The sequence below is a fragment of the Myroides albus genome (assembly GCF_024722315.1).
Lineage (GTDB): Bacteria > Bacteroidota > Bacteroidia > Flavobacteriales > Flavobacteriaceae > Flavobacterium > Flavobacterium album_A.
Genome location: NZ_CP102754.1, coordinates 1,160,917 through 1,186,088 on the forward strand (window position 1 = coordinate 1,160,917; position 25,172 = coordinate 1,186,088).

20 protein-coding genes and 4 tRNA genes are annotated in these 25,172 nt (G+C 35.2%); 11 read left to right on the top strand and 13 right to left on the bottom strand.

Translation table 11 applies throughout. The annotated features are described in order from the left end of the window. Positions 1–7: 7 nt before the first annotated feature. The 5 genes from tnpB to NWE55_RS05465 all read right to left on the bottom strand — a co-directional run bounded on the left by tnpB (position 8) and on the right by NWE55_RS05465 (position 5,022). On the bottom strand, positions 8–346 hold the full coding sequence (gene tnpB, locus NWE55_RS05445; RefSeq protein WP_081048718.1) for an IS66 family insertion sequence element accessory protein TnpB: 339 nt from the start codon (positions 344–346) through the stop codon (positions 8–10). Further along, entirely contained in the window at positions 346–636 is a 291-nt protein-coding gene (gene tnpA, locus NWE55_RS05450) for an IS66 family insertion sequence element accessory protein TnpA (protein WP_058699130.1), read from the bottom strand. Before tnpA ends, tnpB begins: the two co-directional genes overlap by 1 nt. 334 nt (positions 637–970) lie before the next feature. Continuing rightward, complete coding sequence (locus tag NWE55_RS05455; RefSeq protein ID WP_258204650.1) at positions 971–2,332, bottom strand: hypothetical protein; 1,362 nt, start codon at positions 2,330–2,332, stop codon at positions 971–973. A gap of 187 nt (positions 2,333–2,519) precedes the next feature. Continuing rightward, positions 2,520–3,668, bottom strand: coding sequence for a hypothetical protein (locus NWE55_RS05460; protein ID WP_155093083.1), 1,149 nt, complete (start codon positions 3,666–3,668; stop codon positions 2,520–2,522). Between the two features lie 190 nt (positions 3,669–3,858). Next, positions 3,859–5,022 (bottom strand): hypothetical protein, encoded by a 1,164-nt coding sequence (locus NWE55_RS05465; RefSeq protein WP_155093084.1) that lies wholly within the window; start codon positions 5,020–5,022, stop codon positions 3,859–3,861. A 291-nt stretch (positions 5,023–5,313) separates the two neighbouring features. On the opposite strand from NWE55_RS05465, the gene NWE55_RS05470 reads away from it, so the two are divergent. Continuing rightward, positions 5,314–7,065, top strand: a complete 1,752-nt coding sequence (locus NWE55_RS05470) for an aromatic amino acid hydroxylase (protein WP_258204651.1) — start codon at positions 5,314–5,316, stop codon at positions 7,063–7,065. Here NWE55_RS05470 and NWE55_RS05475 read toward each other — a convergent pair. The 3 genes from NWE55_RS05475 to alaS all read right to left on the bottom strand — a co-directional run bounded on the left by NWE55_RS05475 (position 7,060) and on the right by alaS (position 11,357). Continuing rightward, a complete protein-coding gene (locus NWE55_RS05475; RefSeq protein ID WP_006259634.1) occupies positions 7,060–7,692 on the bottom strand; it encodes a DUF4230 domain-containing protein in 633 nt (210 codons plus the stop codon). The two genes, NWE55_RS05470 and NWE55_RS05475, sit on opposite strands and share 6 nt — an antisense overlap. A 2-nt stretch (positions 7,693–7,694) precedes the next feature. Then, complete coding sequence (locus tag NWE55_RS05480; RefSeq protein ID WP_258204652.1) at positions 7,695–8,651, bottom strand: GSCFA domain-containing protein; 957 nt, start codon at positions 8,649–8,651, stop codon at positions 7,695–7,697. Between the two features lie 78 nt (positions 8,652–8,729). Then, positions 8,730–11,357, bottom strand: a complete 2,628-nt coding sequence (gene alaS, locus NWE55_RS05485; RefSeq protein ID WP_258204653.1) for an alanine--tRNA ligase — start codon at positions 11,355–11,357, stop codon at positions 8,730–8,732. A 224-nt stretch (positions 11,358–11,581) separates the two neighbouring features. Here alaS and NWE55_RS05490 point away from each other — a divergent pair, with 224 nt between their 5' ends. From NWE55_RS05490 to NWE55_RS05510, 5 genes are read left to right on the top strand one after another with little or no spacing between them, the layout of a single operon-like run. Further along, the gene (locus NWE55_RS05490; protein WP_155093087.1) at positions 11,582–12,559 is read left to right on the top strand and encodes a M23 family metallopeptidase; all 978 of its coding nucleotides are present in this window, start codon (positions 11,582–11,584) and stop codon (positions 12,557–12,559) included. Further along, positions 12,559–12,888 (top strand): MerR family transcriptional regulator, encoded by a 330-nt coding sequence (locus NWE55_RS05495; RefSeq protein ID WP_155093088.1) that lies wholly within the window; start codon positions 12,559–12,561, stop codon positions 12,886–12,888. The genes NWE55_RS05490 and NWE55_RS05495 overlap by 1 nt, the downstream gene beginning before the upstream one ends. A 13-nt stretch (positions 12,889–12,901) precedes the next feature. After that, positions 12,902–13,498, top strand: a complete 597-nt coding sequence (locus tag NWE55_RS05500) for a LemA family protein (RefSeq protein ID WP_155093089.1) — start codon at positions 12,902–12,904, stop codon at positions 13,496–13,498. A gap of 2 nt (positions 13,499–13,500) precedes the next feature. Continuing rightward, positions 13,501–13,941, top strand: a complete 441-nt coding sequence (locus tag NWE55_RS05505; RefSeq protein ID WP_155093090.1) for a TPM domain-containing protein — start codon at positions 13,501–13,503, stop codon at positions 13,939–13,941. Positions 13,942–13,944: 3 nt separating this feature from the next. Beyond that, on the top strand, positions 13,945–14,808 hold the full coding sequence (locus NWE55_RS05510; protein ID WP_155093091.1) for a TPM domain-containing protein: 864 nt from the start codon (positions 13,945–13,947) through the stop codon (positions 14,806–14,808). A 172-nt stretch (positions 14,809–14,980) separates the two neighbouring features. On the opposite strand, the gene NWE55_RS05515 is transcribed toward NWE55_RS05510, so the two are convergent. From NWE55_RS05515 to era, 3 genes are all read right to left on the bottom strand, one after another. Next, positions 14,981–17,737: an outer membrane beta-barrel protein gene (locus tag NWE55_RS05515; RefSeq protein ID WP_308860598.1), complete on the bottom strand. Its 2,757-nt coding sequence runs from the start codon at positions 17,735–17,737 to the stop codon at positions 14,981–14,983. A 63-nt stretch (positions 17,738–17,800) separates the two neighbouring features. After that, positions 17,801–19,111, bottom strand: coding sequence for a ribosome biogenesis GTPase Der (gene der, locus NWE55_RS05520; protein WP_155093092.1), 1,311 nt, complete (start codon positions 19,109–19,111; stop codon positions 17,801–17,803). Positions 19,112–19,168: 57 nt separating this feature from the next. Further along, positions 19,169–20,056 carry a GTPase Era gene (era, locus tag NWE55_RS05525; protein WP_155093093.1) on the bottom strand — a complete coding sequence of 296 codons (888 nt, stop codon included), beginning with the start codon at positions 20,054–20,056 and terminating at the stop codon, positions 19,169–19,171. A 155-nt stretch (positions 20,057–20,211) separates the two neighbouring features. Here era and NWE55_RS05530 point away from each other — a divergent pair, with 155 nt between their 5' ends. From NWE55_RS05530 to NWE55_RS05550, 5 genes are all read left to right on the top strand, one after another. Continuing rightward, a complete protein-coding gene (locus NWE55_RS05530; protein WP_155093094.1) occupies positions 20,212–20,874 on the top strand; it encodes a CatB-related O-acetyltransferase in 663 nt (220 codons plus the stop codon). A gap of 69 nt (positions 20,875–20,943) precedes the next feature. After that, positions 20,944–21,016, top strand: a tRNA-Met gene (locus NWE55_RS05535). 328 nt (positions 21,017–21,344) lie between these two features. Further along, positions 21,345–21,417: transfer RNA gene (locus NWE55_RS05540), tRNA-Met, on the top strand. A 335-nt stretch (positions 21,418–21,752) separates the two neighbouring features. Then, positions 21,753–21,825, top strand: a tRNA-Met gene (locus NWE55_RS05545). A gap of 169 nt (positions 21,826–21,994) precedes the next feature. Next, positions 21,995–22,067: transfer RNA gene (locus tag NWE55_RS05550), tRNA-Met, on the top strand. Between the two features lie 116 nt (positions 22,068–22,183). Here NWE55_RS05550 and NWE55_RS05555 read toward each other — a convergent pair. Further along, entirely contained in the window at positions 22,184–24,109 is a 1,926-nt protein-coding gene (locus NWE55_RS05555) for an ABC-F family ATP-binding cassette domain-containing protein (RefSeq protein WP_258204654.1), read from the bottom strand. A 6-nt stretch (positions 24,110–24,115) separates the two neighbouring features. After that, a complete protein-coding gene (locus NWE55_RS05560; protein WP_155092138.1) occupies positions 24,116–25,171 on the bottom strand; it encodes an NAD(P)/FAD-dependent oxidoreductase in 1,056 nt (351 codons plus the stop codon). Between the last annotated feature and the right edge of the window lies 1 nt (position 25,172).

Below are 25,172 nucleotides of genomic sequence, written 5' to 3' on the forward strand. Positions count from 1 at the left end.
ACCTGTTTTACTTCAATAAAAAACGCCTTTTTTGGTTACTTTTGATAACCTGGATTCCCTCTATCATCAGTACTAAATCAGTCCAACTTATTTGAGCTTTACTATGCGTGGGAAAAGCAAAAGTTCCTTGTTCTAAGCGCTTGTGGTATAGTACAAAGCCTCCTGCTTCCCAATGCAAGAGCTTCATTTGATTACAGCGTCTATTGATAAATATATAGACACTTCCACTATGAGCTACTTGATTAAGTTCATTCTGGACAAGTCCACAAAGGCTATCAAAACTCTTGCGCATATCACAAGCTTGTCTATACAAATGAAATTGATTAGAACTACTCAAACTAAACATTACACTAAGTTTACTAATGAATATAGTTCACTAAGATTATCCGTTTGTAGACGTAACTTTACACCATTGGGATATACTATCTCATATTCCTGAGTATTGATGACTTGACCTTTTGTTACAGTTATAAAATTATTGTCTAATTGCGTTGACTCTGACTTTGCCTTATACTTAACCACCCAATAACTAAAGGTTGCTAATTTAATTCCGACACTTTCACAGTATCTTGATTGCGTTAATCCACTTGTTTTCCAATCCTCTACATGAGAGTACATTATTTCTTGTTTGCTCATCTCTTTATTATTTCAAGCAAACTTACTACCTTACGTTAGCTTATGAAATATGGGCTTGGTCGGGTGGATACCTCTTTGGAGTTATCATCACTACTGCACGATAACCCGAATGTAGCCAAAGTTGCTACAGCAATAAACATAAAAATTTTCTTCATAATCTATTAATTTGACTTTTGGTTGAATAAGCAAATTATAAAAGGAGAACTGAAACAACTAAAACAATTCAATTGCGAAAGAACAATTTCAAGAAGATTTCAAACATTTTAAGAGTAAATTCAAAACAAAAAAACCTCCACTCAAAAGAGTGGAGGCAGCATAATTAAAATATGTACTATTACTTCACAAAAGTTCTAATTGTTCTATCAAATTTTGAGATCATATTTGACTTAACTTTCTGATTTGCCTCAACAAATCGACTTGTAGACCTTGTTTTGTTAGCACTATTTTCAGAAGCATCAAAAAAGTAACTCTCTCCTTCATATTCAATGCTGAATGGCTTATCATTCATTGGAGCTGTAGTTCCTTTGTAATGACCTTCAAAAAGGTTCTTAGCATTTACTTGAGCATCAAATTTAAACTTCATATCCAAATTACTAACTCCAATAGTACTACCATTTCTAATTACTCCAGCAATAAGAGGAGTTGTATTTGTAGCATTTGGTAAGTCTGGTGAGTATGAACCTTCAGATACTTTTTTAGCTGGCGTTTTGAATACACAAACTGCAGCCAAATCCCCAGATCCAACTTCTACTTGCCATCTAGCAACTACTTCTGTTTTTGACTCATCAGCATACTCTAATCCAAAAAACACTAAATAGCTATCTTCAATTTGATGAGTAGCACCATTAAATTCAAAAGATCCTTTTCCTTTAGCTTCTACTTTTTCAGCCTCCTTAATAGTCACCTCAACACCGTTGCTAAAACTTCCTTCAAACTCTGCACTAAAAGTAACTGTTCCTGCAGGCCCATAAAGGTTGAACTCTCCATTATCATCAGACAAAATATTAAGAGCCTCACCATCCACGTGTAACACCGCATCTTTAACAGGTGTATTACCCGTAACGATAGATAAAGTAAAAGGTTTACCAGCAAACACCTCATTTGGATTAGTAACTAAAGTTAACTTCAAGTCAATCGGTTTCGCTGTTACAGTAATTTCAACATTATCAGAATTTTCTAAGCCTTCTTTGAATGCAAAGAACTTAAAGCTTCCTGCTTTATCAGCTATCCAGCTTGTTCCGTTTATCTCTGTTCCATCAGCAAAACTAACCTTGAAATCCTTTAAGTCAGCTCCTCCTGCTTGTGCAGTGAAAGTAACTTTTTCTCCAACTTCAACCTTAGATTTATCTGCTTTCAAAATAATCTTGTTTGCATTTTCAGTTACCACTACATTAATTGGATTACTATTGCGATAACCTGCTTTTGTTGCTACAACTTTAAAAGTACCTGCTTCTTTAAACACGTGTTTTAGACTACCAGGTTGGTCATTGATAAGGATCTTCACTCCATCAATCTTTTTATTGTCTAACTCTGCAGAAAAATTAACTGCTTCACCTACTTTTACTTCAAGCTTGTCTGCTTTTAGTACTAATTGTTTTTCCTCTTTCTTATCATCAGTAGAGTTATCATCACTACTACATGATATTCCAAACGTAGCAAGAGTCGCTACGAAAATGAACATAAAAATTTTCTTCATAATTGATTCTAATTTGGTTATTGATTGAATGACCAAATTATAAAAGCTGCACTCCAAATAAATAAACTATTCAATTATAATTAAGTTATTTCTAAATATTACCAAACAAATATCATTATCCTTAACAATACATAAGAAATAAAACCAATAAACAAAAAAAAGAGCAGTTAAAAAACTGCTCTTTTTTCTATTTTAAGTTTAAAGAAAATAATGCTTCTTTACTTATTTTAAATTCGTTTTTAATAGATTTCGCATTACTATTATCCAAATCAATTTTATAATATGCTTGGTACTCACCATCAAAATCAGATGCTAATGAATTTCCTGATACTTTATCCGTCCCCTTAACAGCAAGTTTTACATTTCCTTTACCGTTATCTTTATTTGGAGTAGTAAAAACAGGAATACTATACATAGTTTTTTCATCAGCCTGAAATTCAACACCAGAAACTTTCCCTCTAAAATCTACGATAACAATCTGTTCATTAGTCGTAACCTGCCATGGTAAACGTAGGGCTTTTGAGTTCTCTTCTTGTTCTACATAAAACAATAAAGATCCAGAATTCTCATATTCTGTTCCTGATATCGAGTCATCAATCTTAACAGTAAATGTTCTAATGATGAAAGGCACAAAAGTTTTACCGTCAATTACTTCAGAATAAACCGATCCACCTTTACTAAAATAAAAGAAAGCACTTCCTTTTAAATCAATGCTTTTATTTCCCAAAGAAATAAAATTCTCAGTTGGCATAGGTGTATCTTGTTTCAATACATTAACAGAAACTTCATTCGAAGTTTTATATCCTTCTTTGGTAGCTACAAATTTAACAACTCCATCTTTATTTGCTGTCCAAGTCGTTCCATTTATTTTTGTTCCTCCTACCATTTGAACTGTAAACCCAAAAATATCTTCCTTATTATCTTTGGCTGTAAAAGTTACAACATCCCCCAATTTCACTTCAGATTTATCAACAGATAAAGTGAAACTCTTACTTGGTTTAGGTTCTTCATCATCAGCTACCACATTTATCTTAAGAATAGAACTATCTTTAAAATTTACTTTACTTGCATAAACTTCAAAAGTTCCACTTTCATTAAATACATATTCGTTTGATGCCTCTTCTCCATTGATAAAAATCTTCGCTCCATCAACATTCTTTCTATCTGCTTGTACATAAAAATTTACCTTATCACCTACCTTTATGTCAACACGATCTGCGTTGAGTATCAATTGATGGGTCATTTTATCTTCATTGGACGAATTATCATCACTGCTACACGACACTCCAAATGTCGCTAAACCAGCAACAGCTAAAAACATAAATAGCTTCTTCATAATTATAATTTATTTGGTTATTGATTAAAAGACCAAATTATTGAAGCACTCTTCAAAAAAAGCAAGCTATTCAAAGACAAAAAAACTATTATTATAACTTTACAAAGAAACCTCTTATAACAGATCGCTTATATCAAACAAAAAAGCAGTTGCCATGGCAACTGCTTTTTTGTTTGATATAAAATGTAAATTATTTTCTTCTCATTGAAGAGAAATCAACATTATCTACTTTGATACCAGATCTTAGCGATTTTATTGAATTAGCTCCATTACCAGTTAAATCAATTTTAAAGTATGCTTGATAAGGACCGTCATAATCACTGTTTAGAACTCCTCCACTAACTTCATCATTTCCTTCAACTATAAATTTAGCAGTTCCTCGCGCGTCTTTTTCTCCTGGAGTTGTTAATGCAGGTATTGAGAATTTTGTATCTTTATCTGCTTTAAAATCAACACCATTAATTTTTCCATTATAACTTGCAATTAATATTTGCTCTGGATTAGTTACATCCCAAGGGAAAACTACAGTAGTTTCACCCTCTTTTTGCTCTACATAGAACAAAATAGCACCAGAATTGTCATAATCCGTAGCTGTTACAGTTTCTGTAATATCAATTGTAAAAGTATTAACTCTAAATGGTACATACCATTTACCATTAATTTCTTCTGAGTATACATATTGTCCATCAACAAAATAGAAAAATGCACTTCCTTTTAAATCAATACTTTTATCACCTACTTGGATAAAATTACTCGTTGGGTTTGGTTTATTATCTTTCGTAACATTTACTGTAATTTCAGCTGTATCGTTATATCCATCCTTAGTAGCGATGAATTTCACAACACCTTCTTTTTCAGCTTTCCATGTTAAACCTGGTAACTCAGCACCACCTACAACCTTAACTTTAAATCCAGAGATTGCTACATTATTTTCTTTTGCAGAAAATGTTACTGTTTCTCCCACTTTAACATCAGCTTTATCAGCTACTAAAGTGAATGTTTTCTTCTCTGTGTCTGGATCTGTACCATCTTTCTTAGTTACAGTTATTTTTAAAGCAGCACTATCTTCAAAATTTGCCTTTTTAGCTACTACATTAAAAGTACCTTCTTTCTCAAAAACGTGCTCAATACCAGCCTCTACACCATCAACGTAAATCTTTGCACCGTCGACATTTTTCTTGTCAGCTTGTACTGTAAACTTTACAAGATCACCTTCTTTTACATCAACACGATCAGCACTAAGAACCAATTGTTTGCTCTCTTTACCTGAATCTGATGAGTTGTCATCACTGCTACATGACACTCCGAATGTAGCTAGACCTGCTACAGCCAAAAACATAAATAGTTTTTTCATATAAGTTAGTTATTTTGGGTTATTAAATTTGGTAGCAAGATAAAAACTATTTTGAATCAAAAAAACTATTTCGTTAATTTTTTCAATATTTTTACTTAAAAAAAACTTAAATCAAATAATCATTATTACATATATCACATAAATAACACAGCATACATAAGCTTTTAAAACACATAAAAACTTAAAATTAATAAAACAACAATCGCATCATATACAACAGATATCAACTGTTAACATACCTTCCAAAAGGATTTTTATTATATTTACGACAAACAATAACAAATTTCATTTATGAAAACACAAGAATATGAAAGTAACGACTTGATCGAAAGATTACCACAGCATTTAAAACAATTTATCAAACCACAGAGTTATCAGGATTATACACCTATTAATCAAGCTGTGTGGCGATACGTTATGCGTAAAAATGTTGATTATCTATCTAAAGTTGCTCACGAATCATATCTTGACGGTCTAGCTAAAACAGGTATTTCTATAGAAAGCATCCCTAGTATGTATGGGATGAATAGAATATTAAAAGAAATAGGTTGGGCTGCTGTAGCAGTAGATGGCTTTATACCACCGAATGCCTTTATGGAGTTTCAGGCGTATAAAGTACTTGTTATTGCATCAGATATTAGACAATTAGAGAATATAGAATACACACCTGCACCAGACATTATACACGAAGGGGCAGGACATGCTCCTATTATCGCTAACCCTGAGTATGCTGAGTATCTGAGACGCTTCGGAGAGATAGGCTGTAAGGCTATTTCTTCTGGCAGAGACTATGAGATATATGAAGCTATCCGCTTACTGTCTATCTTAAAAGAGGCTGAGGGCGTAGACCCTGAAGAAATCAAAAAGGCAGAAGAGCAGGTAGATTATTTACAAGGTATAACAGAAGAACCTTCTGAGATGGCACTTATCCGTAATCTTCACTGGTGGACAGTAGAGTATGGATTAATCGGAACTACGGATAACCCTAAGATATACGGAGCAGGTTTACTATCTTCTATCGGAGAGAGTGCATGGTGTATGACTGATAATGTAAAAAAACTTCCTTATAGCATAGAAGCTGCATACCAAGGCTTTGATATCACTAAGCCTCAACCTCAGTTATATGTAACTCCTGACTTTGCTTATCTAAGTGAAGTATTAGAAGAGTTTGCAAATAAGATGGCTTTAAGAAAAGGAGGCTTAATGGGAATAAACAAACTAATAGACTCTAAAGCCTTAGGTACAATAGAACTGAATACAGGTCTACAGATATCAGGTGTATTTACACGTGTAATCGAACACGAAGGCAAACCTGCTTATGTGCAGACAACAGGCAAAACAGCTTTAGCCTATAGAGAGAAAGAATTAGTAGGACACGGCACGGAGACTCATCCACATGGTTTTGGTACTGCATTAGGTCGTTTAAAGGGAATCAACCTTGCCATAGAAGATATGAGCCCTAGAGATCTAAAAGCTTATAACTTATATGAAGGCAAGCCAGTAACTCTAGAGTTCGAAGGAGGTATCACTGTATCTGGAACTAATATCACGGGTATTCGCAATATACATGGTAAGATTATTCTGATTAGTTTCAGTGACTGTACAGTGAAGCACAATGATGAAGTACTATTCCAACCAGAATGGGGGACTTATGATATGGCTGTTGGTGCTCATGTGATTTCTGCTTTCTCAGGACCTGCTGACTACCACAGTTTTGATTTAATCAATCACGTTCCTTCTAGCCAAACAATAAAAGCAAAAAGAGACGAGAGTAAAATAAAGCTTGAAAACTTCTACCAAGAAGTTAGAGCCATGAGAGAAGAGAATAAATCAACTGTTTTAAACAACGTACTAGATGTTATAATCAATGAATACCCTTCTGATTGGTTACTTACAGTAGAAATACTGGAATTAGCTAAAAAAGCTTCAAATACAGTATTAGCTGAAAAAGCAATGAGCCACCTTAAATCTGTTCAAACAAACAGACCTGAAGTAGCTCATTTAATCAAAGACGGTATAGATATTATTCTAAAAAGCTTATAAAGCTATATCTAATACCAAGTCTTTATCACTTTGAATAACGTTACCCTGATACTCTAGTTTCCAACCTAGAGTATTGGTAACTATTAATATTTTAGAAAGTTCACTTATAAGTCGATTCTCCGCATTCGATTTTAAAGTGGACTTTTCTATTTTATCTTCTAAGTCTTTCTTCACTTTCGCATTAATCTTATTGTAGTCATCACCTTTAAAAGGGTTGAAAGTACTCTGTTCTACATCTAGTATTTTATAGTCAGGATATATATTAACTTCTGCTTCTGGTATATATATTAATTGCACTACCTTATTCTTCTCATCGATCTGATATTGCAGTTGACTCAAATCATAAGACACTGTAGCCTTTGCATTAATAATAACCACAGCCTTTTTATCAAAAGAAAGCATATTTAAAAAGTACTTCTGCTGATCCTTATACGTCATTACTTGTGAGAAAGTAGCTTCTGTCACCACTAATTTACTCACATTTTTTAACTGCTCTTGGATTAGAGCTGTATTGTATTGCATATCATCTTTATCCCCCTTCACAAAGCTGTTATACAAAACAACTCCTGCAAACATAAAGAAGAGCACTATAAATATACCGAAGAGTACGCGCAATAACTTTCTCATAACTATCTAAAGTTCATAAATGGATATTTCTCTAATAAGTAATCTATCTTGGCTACCAATGTATCTAAGAAAGCTAAGTGCTGTTCTGCAGTAGGGTTAAAAGGTCTATGGTTCAGTCCTTTTTGCACCTCATCTACTTTATGCATAATCGGATACATATCAGGATGAACCCAAGTCGTCACAAAGCGCTCCCAGATATAATCTATCGCCAACTCATTTGGATGTAACATATCAGCTTTATAAAAGCGATAATCTCTTAGCTCATCCATTACAATCTCATAAGAAGGGAAGTAACTAATTTTATCTCCACTTTGCTGATCTAACACATCGTGTAAGGCAGTAAATAATACTGACTTACTTCTCTGATTCTCTACGATACCATCTTTAAAATGTCTCACTGGAGACACTGTAAACACAATCTGTATATCTGGATTAATAGCTTGTACTAATGTAATAATTTTAGACAAGCTAACCTTCACTTCTTCAATACTTAATAATCTCTTTTTGAAATTACTCTGCGCTACCTTATGACAATTGGCAACAACCATTCCACTCTCGATATACTCATATACCCAAACTGTTCCTAAAGTGATATACATAAACGAGCTCTCTTTTAAAGCTACCTGTAAGTCAAACAGCTTTACATTCAGCTTCGTCACGATATCTTCTTCTTCTAACTCATTCAAATCAGAATGTGCGATAAAGCTACTCCACACCTCATTATGACAAAACACATCTGCACTTGTAAATTCATGACCTTTCACCGCATACTCTAATATGCGCTCTATCGCGATAGGGTGAAACAGAATACCGAATGGATTCACCACACTTTGGAACTGATACTCTTTTAGCTTATCACTTATATTCACAGCAAAACAAGATCCCATAGATAAGATCTTATGCTCGTATTTAATTCTATCCTTTGCTACCTTAGTAGGCACTACTGTACTAAACTTCATAATCTGATGAACTCTTGAACAAAAAAAAGATTCTCATATGAGAATCTTTTTTTATCTATTATAATTACAAATATAATACTATTTCAAATAATCTTTTGCGTGAGCTATAGCGTCTGCCATACCTGCTGGGTTCTTACCTCCTGCTGTAGCGAAGAACGCTTGTCCACCACCACCACCTTGGATGTGTTTACCTAACTCACGTACGATAGTACCTGCATTAAGGCCTTTGCTCTCTACTATATCTTTAGATACATAACAAGTCAGCATAGGCTTATCATTCGCTACACTACCAAGCAGTACATATAGATTAGAGAACTCATTACCTAACTCATACGCAAGGTCCTTTGCTCCAGCAGCATCTAAGTCCACTTCTACAGCTAAGAAAGAGATACCGTTTACCTCTTGGATTTGACCTTTTAAGTCTCCTTTTAGGTTCTTTGCTTTCTCTTTTAATAATTGCTCTACTTGTTTCTTAAGTTTAGCATTCTCATCTTGAAGAGATACTACCGCTTTTAAGGTATCTTGTGGATTCTTTAATACTGCTTTAAGCTCTTTTAATGTATCTTCTTGTTCTGCGTAGAACTGACGAGCAGCTTTATTCGTAATGGCCTCAATACGACGAATACCAGCAGCTACAGCTCCTTCACTTACGATCTTGAACTGCCAAATATCACTAGTATTCCCTACGTGAGTACCTCCACATAGCTCCATACTCTCTCCAAACTTAATAGCACGTACCTCATCACCGTATTTTTCACCGAATAATGCCATAGCACCTTCAGCAATAGCCTGAGCCATCGGTATACTTCTGCGCTCTACTAATGGCAAGTGATCGTGAATTCTATCATTCACAAATGCCTCTACTTGTGCTAACTCTTCTTCTGTCACTTTAGAGAAGTGAGAGAAGTCAAAGCGCAAGTGCGTAGGAGCCACTAACGAACCTTTTTGTTCTACGTGAGTACCTAAGATAGTACGCAATGCTTGGTGTAGTAAGTGAGTAGCAGAGTGGTTAGCCATAGATTGCTTACGAGCATCTACATCTACCTTCGCTACTAAAGTTCCTTCTACATTAGCAGGAAGCTCTCTTACGATATGTAATATTAAGTTATTCTCTTTTTTCGTGTCGATTACTTGGATAGTGTCATTAGCAGATACTAATACTCCAGTATCTCCCACCTGTCCTCCCCCTTCTGGATAGAATGGAGTAGAATCTAACACGATTTGGAATAACTTACCATCTTTTTTACTATCAATCTTTCTATAACGAGTGATCTTCACTTCATTCTCTAACTGATCATATCCTACGAACTGCTCTACATTTCCTGACACTAATACAGTCCAGTCATCAGTAGATACTTCTGATGCCGCACGAGAACGTGTTTTTTGTTCTAACATTGCTGCGTCAAAACCAGCTTCGTCTAGTTCATACCCTTTCTCTCTAAGGATAAGCGCTGTCAAGTCAATAGGGAAACCAAAAGTATCGTATAGTTCAAAAGCCTTCACTCCTGATACTACTTTACCTTCTGTTTGTTTGATTACATTGTCTAATAAATGTAACCCTTGCTCTAACGTTCTTAAGAAAGAAGTTTCTTCTTCTTTAATCACGTTTTTCACTAATTCTTTTTGACTAGTGATTTCTGGGAAGAATGCTCCCATCTGTGTACTTAACACCTCTACTAACTCATAGATGAATGGTTCTTTCTTATCTAAGAACGTAAATGCATAGCGAATAGCACGACGTAAGATACGACGGATCACATACCCTGCTCCATTGTTAGAAGGCAACTGCCCATCTGCAATAGCAAAGGCAACTGCTCTCACGTGGTCAACGATAACGCGGATAGCGATATTAATCTTCTCTTCCTCATCATCTTTTGCTTTCATTGTGTATTTACCACCTGTTAACTCAGATACTTTAGCGATAAGTGGAGAGAATACATCTGTGTCATAGTTAGACTGTACTCCTTGAAGCACCATACATAGACGCTCAAACCCCATACCTGTATCTACGTGCTGAGCAGGTAACTTCTCTAGAGAACCATCCGCTTTACGGTTAAACTCCATAAATACGTTATTCCAGATCTCTACTACCTGTGGATGATCTCCATTCACTAATTCTCTACCCGCTATCTTTGCCTTCTCCTCAGCACTACGGATATCTACGTGTATCTCAGTACATGGTCCACACGGTCCTTGATCTCCCATTTCCCAGAAGTTATCTTTCTTATTCCCCATCAGGATACGATCCTTGCCGATTAGGGTACTCCAGATATCATAAGCTTCTTGGTCAAAAGGAACGTTCTCCTCTTCGCTACCTTCAAATACAGTAACGTATAAAATATCTTTAGGGATGTTATAAACTTCAGTCAATAATTCCCAAGCCCAATTGATAGCTTCTTTCTTAAAGTAATCTCCGAAACTCCAGTTCCCTAGCATCTCGAACATTGTGTGGTGGTATGTATCGATACCTACCTCTTCTAAGTCATTGTGCTTACCAGACACGCGAAGACACTTCTGTGTATCAGTGATACGGTTACTTTTAGGCTTGGCGTTTCCTAAGAAATACTCTTTAAACTGGGCCATCCCAGAGTTATTAAACATTAAAGTTGGATCGTCTTTCAGAACGATCGGCGCAGAAGGTACAACCATGTGACCTCTTTCTTCAAAAAAGTTTAAAAACTTCTGACGAATTTCTTGTGATTTCATATCCTTTGGAAACTATAAATTTTAATTCAAATTCTCAATTACTGTTTTTTACCTCAACATTGTTAAAAAACAGCTAAATATTCTATTTTATTACTTTTTTTTATTCTTCTACTAAAGAAAACAATAGCTGTAATGAAAACATTTTTTAAATTTGTTAGCTATCAATCTTTTTCCACTTTAATGAAGATTAAAATTTTAGTGCAAAAATAGTGTTTTTTTAAAATATGGCTAAGGTAAAATATTATTACGACCCTGAAAAATTAGCGTTCCTAAAAATTAGACCTAAAAAGTTTAGATACTTAGGTAATGTCTTCTTATTCATACTTTCTTCTGCCATCTTTGGTGTACTTGGATTATTCGTACTCATTAACACTAATATCCTGCAAACACCTAAAGAAAAAGTACAAGAAAGAGAAATAGCAGAGTTCAAAACAAACTATCTACTTTTGAACAAGAAACTGGACTTAGTTGCAGAAGTATTAGATGAACTTGAAGTAAGAGATAATGACATTTACCGCGCATACTTTAATACAGCACCTATTCCCGATGAACAAAGGAGGTCAGGATTAGGAGGAATAAACAGATATCGCTCGTTTATAGGGTTAACAAATGAAAAAATCCTAACAACGACGAACGAGAAAATGGATATGCTATCAAAGCAAATAGCCATACAGTCACAATCTTTAGATGACATCATTGAGTTAGCTAAGGGTAAAGAGGCATTCCTCGCATCAATTCCCGCGATTCAACCAGTAAAAAATGAAGATCTAAAACGCATGGCCTCTGGTTATGGATATCGTAGTGATCCCTTTACAAAAATTAAAAAGTTCCACGCTGGAATGGACTTCTCTGCAGAAACTGGAACTCCTGTCTACGCTACTGGTGATGGTAAAATAATCCGTGCTAATAATGAATTATCAGGATATGGAAATCTAATAGAAGTAGATCATGGACATGGTTACTTGACGAGATACGCTCACTTAAGTCGATATAATGCTCGACAAGGACAAGCAGTTAAACGCGGTGATATCATAGGGTATGTCGGTAGTACTGGACGTAGTTCGGGACCACACTTACACTATGAAGTGCACTACTTAGGTAATGTAGTAAACCCTTTAAACTACTATTATGGCGATATTTCTGCTAAAGAGTTTGAATTACTTTCACAAGAGGCTAATCAAGAAAATCAATCACTTGACTAATGAAACTAAATTTACCTGACAAACGTTATTACAGTATAGGAGAATTAGCGAATGCTTTTGACCTAAATGCTTCGACATTGCGCTTCTGGGAAAAAGAATTTGACATCATTAATCCTAAAAAAAATGCAAAAGGAAATCGCATGTTCACACATAAGGACATCGAAAACCTTGAATTGATTTATCACTTGCTAAAAGAAAGGGGCTTCACAATTGAAGGAGCCAAAGAATACTTAAAGAAGCAACCTAAGTCAGAAATGAACAACTTTGAGCTGATAAAAAAATTAGAGAATATTAAAAACACCTTAATAAATATTAAAAACGAACTTTAAAAGAAAAATTACTATGAAAAAAGCATTAGTTCCTATCATCGTTCTTGTGGTTGTAATTGCAGGAATATTTATGTACTCTGTTGGTATCAAAAATGATATCGTAGCATTAAGTCAGACGGAACAAAAACAATGGGCAGATGTGCAGGCAGCATACCAAAGAAGAAATGATTTAATCGGAAACTTAGTTAAAACTGTACAAGGTGCGGCAGATTTCGAAAAGGGTACTTTAGAAGCGGTAGTTAAAGCACGTGCTGAAGCGACAAAAGTAACTATTGACCCAAGCAATATGACTCCTGAACAGTTAGAAAACTTCAATCAAGTACAAAGCAACGTGGCGTCAAGTTTAAGTAAACTATTAGTGGTTTCAGAAAATTACCCTGAACTAAAAACTAATACTAACTTTTTAAAACTGCAGGATGAATTAGCAAGTACTGAAAACACGATACAAACACAACGTGTGCGTTTCAATAGTGCTATCATGGATTATAACGGTTATATTTTGAAATTTCCTAACTCTGTTTTTGCGGGAATGTATGGTTACAAAGAAAAACCGTATTTCAATGCAGTACAAGGTGCTGATAAACCTGTAGAAGTGGAATTTAATTTTTAATTATGCCTACTATCAGAGACTATTTATCTACACAAGATGAAAAGGAAATTGTACAAGCAATAACACAGGCAGAAGCAAACACTTCTGGTGAAATACGCATTCACATTGAGACAAACAGCAACGAAGAACCTATGGCAAGAGCGCAAAAGGTATTCTTCGAGCTTGGAATGCAGAATACGAAAGAGCGCAACGGGGTTCTATTCTATCTATGCATTAATTCAAAATCTTTTGTCATTCTTGGGGATGAGGGAATTAATCAAAAAGTTCAAACTGAAAACTTTTGGGAAGGGACTAAAGAATTGGTTATAAACCACTTTAAACAAGGATTATACAAACAGGGACTTATTCAGGGAATCCTCAAGGCAGGAATAAAGCTAAAAGCTTATTTCCCAGCTAAGGAGATCAACAAGAATGAGCTTCCTAATGAAATTTCAAAAGCATAGCAAATGAAAAATTTGTTTAAAAAAGTATTCCATAGTTTAACCTTTGCAATAATCATATTGCTTTGTCAGGTTAATTATGCGCAATTTGATATTCCCAAAAAACCAGCATTAAAAGATCAAAAATTACTTTATGACTATGCTGATTTATTTTCATCTCAACAACAAAGAGAGCTGACTGATAAATTAACGCATTACAGTAATGAAACATCTACTCAGATATTAGTCATTATAATAAAAAGTCTCAATGGAGAAAATATTTCATTATTAGGACCAAAATGGGGACATGAATGGGGAGTTGGAGAAAAAGGAAAAGATAATGGGGTAGTTATTTTGATGTCTGTACAAGATCGTCAAATTGGTATTTACCCAGGTTATGGAGCAGAGCAGTATATAACCGCTGGACAAGGAGGAGAACTTATCCGAAATAGAATTATTCCACATTTCAAAAATGGGGACTATTATGGAGGGATTCACACCGCAGTCGACGGAGTGACTGAAATGCTCAAAGGAGTATACAAGTCAGACAAAAAAAATACTGTTCGCGCAGAAGGAGACAATGAAACTGGAGGTCTATTCTGTCTATTTGCTATCATATTTGTCATCGTTGGAACTATTATATTCAATAAAGGAGACAAAAACAATGGAGGAAAAGGTGGAGGAAACAAACGCAATCGCAGCTTCTTAGAAGATCTTGCAACTGTAATTATTCTTTCAAATAGTGGATCAAGTAGCTCTTCAAGTAGTAGAGGCGGTTGGTCATCTGGTGGAGGTGGCTGGTCATCTGGAGGAGGCAGTTCTTCTGGAGGAGGTTTCGGAGGCTTCGGAGGAGGAGGTTTCTCTGGAGGAGGCTCAAGTGGAAGCTGGTAAAACTTTTCAACTATATAAAACAAATTAGAGGATATCTGAAACAGATATCCTCTTATTGTTTTATACTATCTCTATTTTCGTATTCTAAAGTACTTTTGCACACTAATACAAGTCCCATGCTCAATGAGAACTTTTATATTACATAAGCACTACAATCATCTCTTTTTAAATATTACATACGGAATGCACGCATACTTTGTCCACGCTTACCACGACCTCCTTTTGTACCTTTTCCCTTCTTTGGACCTCCAAACTCATTCAATTTATACACTAAAGAAAACATGACATATTGTTTCAATACCAAACTTTCAGAATCCACAATCTCTGTAGGATCGATAGTACGTCGACTACTGGTATTCTGATTGAGCACATCATACACCTTTACTTTTGCTCTAAACTTACTATCAAAAAACTCATAAGCTAAACTTATATTCCACATATAAAAGTCTTTTTTATAGCCTTGTGCAATTTGAGAGTTGTAAGTGTAATTAAAATCATTGCCAAAGATGAAGTTCTTAGGCCAATAGGTTGTAGCCTCTAAATTAAATCTATGTGTGAAATTTGAAGCTTTATCAACAGTAAAGTTATTGTAACTCGTTCTATTATAGTTATACGTATATGAAGGATGTAGAGTCAAAAACTCTCCATAGTCATAACTAAAGTACGCATTCGGCACAATAGTATTTGCTCGAGATTCGTACATAACATTGTCAATATACCCTTTCGAAAAATGATTAGAAAATCTAACTCCTATACCATATCGGAAGTTATGCTCACCTACCTTCTTGTTCTGAAACAAATTTACTCTTGCTGACCACTGATAATTACCTGATATGTTTTTATAAGTTGAGATACTTTTCATATCCTCGTCATACTCAATTGCATTTACAATCGTATTATCTTGTAGGGAGAGATTTCCTCCAATAGAATACCCAGATCTCGTCTGGAAATCATAAGAGCGATAATTAAAACTAAAATTATGTTGATCCGTCGGTTTCAAGTTTGGATTTCCTACTTTAGTGTGTAGTGGATTGGAGATATCCGTAATTTCCAATAACTCTGTTGCACTTTGATAAGTCTGATTGTATCCATAACTGAAATAAATATTATCATTTTTACTCACGTTAAAGAACGTATTCATATTTAAACGCGGACTAATGTAATACTTATCTAAACTGTAATCCTTTTCATTGTACAATGCATCTGCTGAGTTCTTGACAATATCAGTATAAGAAGTAAAATACAGCGAAAACTTATTCTTATTAATTGCAAATCTGACAAACGGACTAGTTTCCTTTACAACACTTTTATATCGATTCGTTTCTAACTTATTAATAGAGGAATACTCGCCTGTAGCCTCATCATAATCATAAACGTACATACTGTTGATGCTTTGTCTGTAGTTCCACTCAGTTCCGACTTCAAAAGACAATGAGTCCGTAATCGGTTGTCTGAATGACACATCCAAGCTATAGGTATCAGATACATCTTCACTATTTTTAAACTGTCTACGCATATCATCAGCCTTTTCAGATTGAAAGAATTTGGTATCAGATTCAAATAGAATTTCATTATTTCCCTTAGAATTTGAATTAGAAAAATTTACTGATAAGAACTGTCCCGGTTTTTTAAAATTGCGCACATACGAAATATTGTTTGCAAAATTATTACTATCTCCCCTACTATATGACTGACTACGGCTCTCGTTCAAGGGATTCATATTTTCATCAAAAGATGCTTCTTCTGACTGACTATTAGAATAGGTATGCCCTTTGCTGAAGTTAGGCATAATTGACAAAAAGTCTTTCTCTCCTCGATAATCAATTGAAAAATTGGCTTTATTCCCTTCATCTCCACTTTTTGATGAAGAAGAAGACGTATTATAAAACTGACCACTTGGTAAAAAACGAGTTGACGTCGTTTTATTCCTATTCTCAGTTTCAGAAAAATTGTAATCATAACTTCCATTTCCCGACAATAATTCAGTAAAATCCTCCAGGTAATTTAGCCCTATCATCCTCGACTCAGTAACGCCTCCTCTACTACGTCCACTGCGCATATTATCAAAGACATCGTCCATTGAAAAGCCTACTGCATTAATATTATTGGCAGAACCAATGACTGATATCTTTCTCCTCTTGTTAAAACTATTCAAAAACAGACCCGCTTCATAGCGATCATCTGTTCCATATCCCGCATTAACTTGTCCGAAGTACCCTTTGTTATTTTCCTCATCAATTGTCACGTTGATACTTGCATCATCAGACTTTGCACGCTCACCTGTAAATTTTTCCCTTTTAGTCTTTTTATCCGTAACTTGGATTTTGTTAATGATTTCACTTGGTAAGTTTTCCAAAGCTACTTTACCATCCTCACTAAAGAAAGGCTTGCCATTCACTAAGATCTCATTAACCTCTTTCCCATTCACAGTTATCTTTTTATTCTCGTCTATCTGTAAACCAGGAAGTTGCTTTAACAAATCTAAAAGTTTGGCGTCAGGCCTAACCTTAAATGACCCAGCATTATACTCTATAGTATCATTTCTAACCCTCAAAGGTGGGGTCTCAGCAACAATAAGCAACTCGTCTAAATTAGTAGGCAAATCCTTAAGCACTATTTTACCAAGATCATCATTCTCTGTAATCCCCTTCGGGTATTCCTTGACAAAGTCTTGATAACTCATCATAGAAGCTTTAAGGAAAGTTCCCTCTTGTAGCGATCGAATCTTCAGATCAAAATTTCCTGTTTTATCCGTAACGGTATAACCTACCATTGTAGAATCTTTATCTCTATTCAAATAAACAGTTACATACTCTAAAGGCAAATTCAAGGAGTCGACTATTCTTCCCTTTATAGAAATAGCGTTCTGTCCAAATGAACTAATACAGAGTAAAACAGTCAAAAAAGTATATATCGATTTCATAGCCATAAAAAAAGCGGTCTATACAAATGTACAAAGACCGCTTTAAGTTATTATCATTTATTCAAAAATCTATTTCTGACGGAAAAAGATATCAATTGGAACACCTTCAAAGTTATATATCTCACGAAGTTTATTCTCAATATATCTCTTATAAGGATCCTTTATATACTGTGGCAAGTTTGCAAAGAATACAAACTGAGGTGTAGGCGTAGGCAACTGCATACAGTATTTAATCTTAATGTATTTTCCTTTAATTGCCGGTGGTGGAGTATGCTCTACTACAGGTAGCATAGCCTCATTGAACTTAGATGTAGAAATACGTTGTTTTCTATTTTCATATACTGCTACAGCTGTCTCCAAAGCTTTTAATAAACGCTGTTTAGTGACTGTCGAAGTAAATACGATCGGCACATCCGTAAAAGGAGCAATCTCTTCACGAATTTTATCTTCGAACTGTTTAGTTGTCATCGTATCTTTTTCTACTAAATCCCATTTATTAACAAGAATAACAACTCCCTTTCTGTTCTTTTCAGCTAACCAGAAAATATTTTGATCTTGCCCTTCGAAGCCTCTTGTTGCATCAACCATTAAGATACAAACATCACTATGCTCAATTGCGCGAATAGAACGCATTACAGAGTAAAACTCTAAATCTTCTTTTACTTTAGATTTACGGCGAATACCCGCTGTATCAACTAAATTAAAATCAAAACCAAACTGATTAAATCTCGTATCAATAGCATCCCTTGTTGTTCCAGCGATATCAGTAACAATATAACGATCCTCACCAATCAAAGCGTTGATAAAACTAGATTTACCAGCATTTGGACGACCCACTACTGCAAACCTTGGCAACTCATCTTCCTCTGTCGTTAATTCTTCCTCCACTGGTAATGCAGCTACTACAGCATCTAATAAATCTCCTGTACCACTACCACTCATTCCAGCAATTGGAAAAATTTCTCCTAATCCAAGGTTGTAGAATTCAAAAGTATCATCCATACGCTTTGAACTGTCCACCTTATTAACTGCTACAAAAATAGGTTTCGTTTCTTTACGCAACAGGCGAGCAACCTCTGCATCCATTGGAGTTATTCCCTCCTCAACATCAACAACAAATATAATAGCGTCTGCTTCGTCTATTGCTAAACTAACTTGACGTCTAATTTCCCCTTCAAATACATCATCAGAACCTTTCACATATCCTCCTGTGTCAATGACAGAGAACTCTCTCCCATTCCATTCTGATTTGCCGTAGTTTCTATCACGTGTTACTCCACTTACTGAATCTACGATGGCATCTCTCCTTTGAATCAAACGATTAAAAAAAGTCGATTTTCCTACGTTTGGTCTCCCAACTATGGCTACTATACTACTCATATTATTTCAAAATAGGTCGCAAATTTAATGTTTATTACGACATTTTTATTTTTATTATTACTTCTTTTGATTATATCCGAAGCGACGTAACTGATAATCGCTACTTCTCCAATCTTTATTTACCTTGACAAACAATTCTAAATGGACCTTTTTCATAAAAAACTTCTCCATTTCTTCTCTTGCTGCTATTCCCACTTTCTTTAATGCTGCACCTTTATGTCCAATGATTATCCCTTTTTGGGTATCTCTTTCAACCATGATAACAGATTTGATTCGAATAATGTTATCCTCCTCTTTAAACTCCTCTGTTTCTACTTCCACTGCATAAGGCACTTCCTTTTCGTAATTCAACAAGATCTTCTCTCTAATAATCTCATTCACAAAGAAACGCTCAGACTTATCAGTTAAAGCATCTTTAGGGAAATATGGAGGGCTATCTGGTAGTAACTCAATGATGCGATCATAAACAGCCTGTGTATTAAACTTCTCTAAAGCAGAAATTGGGAATATCTCAGCATTTGGAACTTTCTCACTCCACAATGCCACTTGCTCTTCTAATTGAGTTTGATTAGATTTGTCAATCTTATTCAATAAAAGCATTACAGGTACCTTTGACTTATTGATTCGAGCAAAGAAATCCTCATCTTTTAATTCTCTCTCTCCTATCTCTACCATATAAATCAACACGTCAGCATCCTCAAAAGCGGATTTTACGAAGTCCATCATTGATTCTTGCAATTCATAGGCAGGTTTAATAATACCAGGTGTATCGGAGAATACAATTTGATAGTCATCTCCATTTACAATACCCAATATTCGATGTCTAGTAGTCTGTGCCTTAGAGGTGATGATTGACAATCTCTCTCCTACTAAAGCATTCATTAATGTTGATTTACCTACATTTGGATTACCAATAATGTTAACGTAACCAGCTTTATGCGTCATATTATTCTATTTTTTCGAGAGCAAAGGTAGTTTATATCAATGACATAGGAAAAATTAAATAAAATTTATAACAACACTTTATATATATTTAGCATCTAACTTATCTAATAATTAATCACCTATTTAGGGTACTTGATAAAATAACATAATTACAAATGAAAAAAGAAGACAAAAGACATTGGTCTAAAGTAGAATATTTACACGAAACAGTAAAAAACCCAAACATTCACATTAAAGGAACGACATCTTATTACAGCAATGCATGGACAGGGAACTTTGAAGAAAGTGTGGTGCGCTATCTCTATGGTGATGAATACAGTCTTAATACATGGGATCCCATCTGGCATATTGATCAACTATACATTGGGGCGTATGTGTGCATTGCCGCCGAAGTGGTAATACTTATGGGAGGCAACAATACACATCGCACAGATTGGTTTAGCCTGTATCCCTTTACAGAAATAATAGAAGAAGCTTATCAAGCCAAGGGAGATACAATAATAGAAGACGGAGCTTGGTTAGGGATGCGCTCGATGATCATGCCAGGTATAACAATTGGAGAAGGGGCAATCGTAGCTTCGGGAGCAGTTGTGATAAAAGATGTAGAACCTTATACCATCGTTGCAGGTAACCCAGCTAAACCTATTAAAAAGCGCTTTTCTGAAGAAACAATAAAAAAATTAATGGATTTGAAAATTTACGATTGGCCTGAAGAAAAATTCCACTCCTTTATTAAGTTACTCTGTAACAACAACATTGATGAACTTATTGCTCAAAACAGCGAATATACAAAAGGGAAAGACAGTGAATACCTATGAAAATAGGCGATTATTCTCATAGCTGATTTGTGGGTTCCAAATATTCCTACTATATTTGCACCACAATATCGCGGGATAGAGCAGTAGGCAGCTCGTCGGGCTCATAACCCGAAGGTCACAGGTTCGAGTCCTGTTCCCGCTACTAATAAAAAGCCACTTCAAATGAAGTGGCTTTTCTCTTTTATAACTTCTCGACTATTTCTAAGCTTAATTTACTCCAAAGAGGAAACACACTGATATCAAAAACAAACAAGCCACGCCATTCTGAGCAAAAGAATGCATCCCTCTCTATCTATACAGTAAAAAAAGGCATTAAACAAACTTTAACACCTTCCCAAAAATAACAAACAACAATTTAAATGTCAGATATTTAAACACAATAAAACTGTTAAACTAAAATAAAAAATAGAATGTCTAGCAGAATAATATTGTGTACCCCAAATAAACGCATTACATTTGCACCACAATATCGCGGGATAGAGCAGTAGGCAGCTCGTCGGGCTCATAACCCGAAGGTCACAGGTTCGAGTCCTGTTCCCGCTACTAAGGCCCTTATTACCGCTTCCATTTGGTTTTAGGGGTTTTTCTTTTTTATAAACTTTCACTTTTCCATTTTACTGGATTAAAAACTTAACAGTTCATTTCCCTTATCTTACAAATAATATTAAGCTTATTACTTAAGCAGGGAAAGTTATTTGGCAAAGTTAGCCTACACTCATTTTTCCAGTTAATAATCCTATAGCGATCACATTTACAACAGTCGCCTATTTTAGTAGAATAACAGTAAAATCCCCCTCCCCCTTTTCACACTAATTAAGCTTTTTAATAAAAAAGATTTGTAAAGTCCAAATAATCGTATTACATTTGCACCACAATATCGCGGGATAGAGCAGTAGGCAGCTCGTCGGGCTCATAACCCGAAGGTCACAGGTTCGAGTCCTGTTCCCGCTACTAATAAAAAGCCACTTCAAATGAAGTGGCTTTTCTTATTTTATCCAAATTAGCAACTTACCTACTCTCCTTTATAGCAGCTGTTCAAAGGATTACAAATTATAAACTACATTAAGATTGACTTTATTTGTCAATTGATAAAAAACGCATTACATTTGCACCACAATATCGCGGGATAGAGCAGTAGGCAGCTCGTCGGGCTCATAACCCGAAGGTCACAGGTTCGAGTCCTGTTCCCGCTACTAAGCTTTTAAACCACTTATTACATCAAGTGGTTTTTTGTTTATAACCATATAACTTTATTACGCCTACTTAATTAAAAAAGGGTTTACTTTAAAAAGTAAACCCTTTTTTAGCTTTATAACAATAATTCTTCTTGAATGCTTTCCCATTCTTCCATTAAGTCATCTATTTTCTTCTTTTTAGCTTCATAATCCTTAAAGAATGTAGCATCATTCATCATCTTTTCGTAATCAACTGCTAAACGCTCATCGTCTTTAGCTATTCTCTTTTCAAGATCACTTATTTCACTTTCTATTTTACTCAGCCTATTCTGAAGGCTCTTCTGTTTCTTTTGATCTTCGTAAGATAAAGATTGACTCTTTTGCTCCTCTTTCTTTACTGTCTTATCTACAACATTTGCAACCTCTGTCTTCTTTTCAATTTCACGCATACTCTGAGCATTGCGTTCTTCTAAGAAATAATTAATATCTCCTAAGTACTCTTTAATCTTTTGGTCTTTAAACTCATAAACAAGCTCTGTAAGACCTTGTAAGAAATCACGATCGTGGGAAACCAATACTAAAGTTCCTTTAAAGTTTCTCAAAGCCTCTTTCAATACATTTTTAGATTTAATATCTAAGTGATTGGTAGGCTCATCCATAAGCAATACATTGATTGGAGATAACAACATTTTACACAAGGCCAATCTATTTCGCTCACCTCCAGAAAGCACTTTTACTTTCTTCTCCACATCATCTCCTCTAAACAAGAATGCCCCAAGCATATCGCGCACTTTCACACGATTACCATCACTTGCAGCATCTAACATCGTATCGAGTATCGTTTTTTCACCATCCAAATAATCGGCTTGATTCTGAGCGAAATAACCAATCTGTACATTGTGACCTAACTTAATCGTACCTTCATACTCAAACTCCTTTAAAACAGCCTTAATTAAAGTCGATTTACCTTGACCGTTCTGTCCGACAAATGCAATCTTAGTTCCTCTTTCAACTAAGAGATTAATATCTTTAAAAATAACTTTATCGCCAAAGCGCTTAGTTACACCGTCAATCTCTAAAACAACTTTACCAGGATCTATACTCACAGGGAAAGAAATATTCATCACCGCGTTGTCATCTTCATCTACTTCGATACGCTCTACTTTATCCAATCGCTTAATTAGAGATTGTGCCATCGAAGCCTTGGTAGCCTTGTAGCGAAATTTCTCTATCAATTTTTCCGTCTCTTCAATTTTTTTAGCTTGGTTCTTTTGCGCAGCTAATTGTATTTCACGTAGCTCTTCACGCAATACAAGGTACTCTGAATAAGGCTTATTAAAATCGTAAATCTTCCCTAACGAAATCTCTATTGTGCGATTAGTCACATTATCTAAAAACATTTTATCGTGGGAAATGATAACAACAGCTCCCGGATAAGTTCTCAAAAATTGCTCTAACCAGATGATACTTTCAATATCTAAGTGGTTAGTAGGCTCATCCAGTAGCAAGACGTCGTTATTCTGAAGCAATAACTTTGCTAACTCAATTCGCATGCGCCATCCTCCTGAAAAGGTATCAGTCAGATTGTTAAATTCCTCACGTTTAAAACCTAAACCTTGTAATACACGTTCAGTGTTTCCTACATAATTATACCCCCCGATTATTTCAAATCGATGAGTTAAATCACTCAATTTCTCAATTAACTCACCATAACTCTCAGATTCATAATCTGTGCGTTCTGTTAATGCTGTATTAACTTTCTCTAATTCACTTTCGACAAACTTAATTTCCTCGAATGCTTGATAAGCCTCCTCCAAAACTGTGCGACCTGGAATAAAGTCAATATCTTGTCTAAGAAACCCAATCTTTAAATCTTTATCAGTTGCAATACTACCCGTATCCGGTTCAATATCTCCTGACAGGAGCTTCAACATTGTTGATTTACCAGCTCCATTTTTTCCAACTAAACCAACCCTATCACCTGCGCCAATCTTAAATGTAACGCTTTCAAATAAATACTCTCCTGAAAAAGAAACAGAAAGATTATGAATATTCAACATATATAATTAATTCTTTATTTTAAATTTTTTATACCTATGAATGGATAAATGCTCATCTAAAGGTTCACCATTCTCTATATTATTAAACAATTTACTAGCTACAAAAGGGCCTAACAATACTCCACGAGTACCCAATCCGTTTAAGACATGTATTCTATCTGACTCCAAACTTCTCCCCAACAAAGGTCTTCTGTCTTTCACTGTAGGACGAACACCAGCCGTGTGAAGAACAATCTCAAAATCAAGATCGATAATATCCTTCAAGCCTTGTATAAGTTCTTCTTTAGCCTCCTGTGTGGGATCATCCGACTTATCCTCCCAATTATAAGTTGCTCCTACTTTATAAATATCATTACCAATTGGAATGATAAATACATTAGCCTTCAACATAAAGTCAATCTTGAGGTCAGGAATCTTCACCAACATTAATTCTCCTTTTGTACCATCCAAAGGTAACTCTTTAAAGAAGGGATTATTCAACAATCCATAACCTTCAGCAAAAACAATATGACGTGCTTGAATACCTTTATAAGTCACGCATTCACTTGAATAAGTTAGCTGATCAAAGTCAAAACTCTCCTTGAGGTAACAATCCTTTTCATGTAGATAGTTGCGATAATTTGTAATCAAATCGTGTGTTTCCAAGTACCCCGTATATTTCACTTCTCCATAACCAAAGGGAGCTTCCACCCCATTGATATCCATCCTTGACAACTTAGGAGCCAAATACCTTTCAAGATTAGGCTTGTCCGCAGCGTGAAACCAATTATTTTGTTCTTCAACAGATAACAGACGTCTAAACAAAGGCATAGGATACAAAAACTGAATTCCTAATTTCTTCTCTAACCCCTGATAAAAGGGCAAAGCTATATCCAATTGTTCATCTATCTTCCACACTTCCGTAAAGCGTTTGAGTACAACAGGATTATACATTCCTCCAGCAATCCATGATGAGGAACGCCCTTCGTTATCAATCACTTTAAAGCTTTTTCCTTCACTAATTAATTTCTCAGTGAAACAGATACCGGCCAACCCTGTACCTACAACAATATAATCAACCATA

Bases quoted from the DNA above. Each gene is read 5' to 3' on its own strand.
- tnpB (WP_081048718.1), bottom strand. From the start codon at position 346: ATGTTTAGTTTGAGTAGTTCTAATCAATTTCATTTGTATAGACAAGCT.
- tnpA (WP_058699130.1), bottom strand. From the start codon at position 636: ATGAGCAAACAAGAAATAATGTACTCTCATGTAGAGGATTGGAAAACA.
- NWE55_RS05455 (WP_258204650.1), bottom strand. From the start codon at position 2,332: ATGAAGAAAATTTTTATGTTCATTTTCGTAGCGACTCTTGCTACGTTT.
- NWE55_RS05460 (WP_155093083.1), bottom strand. From the start codon at position 3,668: ATGAAGAAGCTATTTATGTTTTTAGCTGTTGCTGGTTTAGCGACATTT.
- NWE55_RS05465 (WP_155093084.1), bottom strand. From the start codon at position 5,022: ATGAAAAAACTATTTATGTTTTTGGCTGTAGCAGGTCTAGCTACATTC.
- NWE55_RS05470 (WP_258204651.1), top strand. From the start codon at position 5,314: ATGAAAACACAAGAATATGAAAGTAACGACTTGATCGAAAGATTACCA.
- NWE55_RS05475 (WP_006259634.1), bottom strand. From the start codon at position 7,692: ATGAGAAAGTTATTGCGCGTACTCTTCGGTATATTTATAGTGCTCTTC.
- NWE55_RS05480 (WP_258204652.1), bottom strand. From the start codon at position 8,651: ATGAAGTTTAGTACAGTAGTGCCTACTAAGGTAGCAAAGGATAGAATT.
- alaS (WP_258204653.1), bottom strand. From the start codon at position 11,357: ATGAAATCACAAGAAATTCGTCAGAAGTTTTTAAACTTTTTTGAAGAA.
- NWE55_RS05490 (WP_155093087.1), top strand. From the start codon at position 11,582: ATGGCTAAGGTAAAATATTATTACGACCCTGAAAAATTAGCGTTCCTA.
- NWE55_RS05495 (WP_155093088.1), top strand. From the start codon at position 12,559: ATGAAACTAAATTTACCTGACAAACGTTATTACAGTATAGGAGAATTA.
- NWE55_RS05500 (WP_155093089.1), top strand. From the start codon at position 12,902: ATGAAAAAAGCATTAGTTCCTATCATCGTTCTTGTGGTTGTAATTGCA.
- NWE55_RS05505 (WP_155093090.1), top strand. From the start codon at position 13,501: ATGCCTACTATCAGAGACTATTTATCTACACAAGATGAAAAGGAAATT.
- NWE55_RS05510 (WP_155093091.1), top strand. From the start codon at position 13,945: ATGAAAAATTTGTTTAAAAAAGTATTCCATAGTTTAACCTTTGCAATA.
- NWE55_RS05515 (WP_308860598.1), bottom strand. From the start codon at position 17,737: ATGGCTATGAAATCGATATATACTTTTTTGACTGTTTTACTCTGTATT.
- der (WP_155093092.1), bottom strand. From the start codon at position 19,111: ATGAGTAGTATAGTAGCCATAGTTGGGAGACCAAACGTAGGAAAATCG.
- era (WP_155093093.1), bottom strand. From the start codon at position 20,056: ATGACGCATAAAGCTGGTTACGTTAACATTATTGGTAATCCAAATGTA.
- NWE55_RS05530 (WP_155093094.1), top strand. From the start codon at position 20,212: ATGAAAAAAGAAGACAAAAGACATTGGTCTAAAGTAGAATATTTACAC.
- NWE55_RS05555 (WP_258204654.1), bottom strand. From the start codon at position 24,109: ATGTTGAATATTCATAATCTTTCTGTTTCTTTTTCAGGAGAGTATTTA.
- NWE55_RS05560 (WP_155092138.1), bottom strand. From the start codon at position 25,171: ATGGTTGATTATATTGTTGTAGGTACAGGGTTGGCCGGTATCTGTTTC.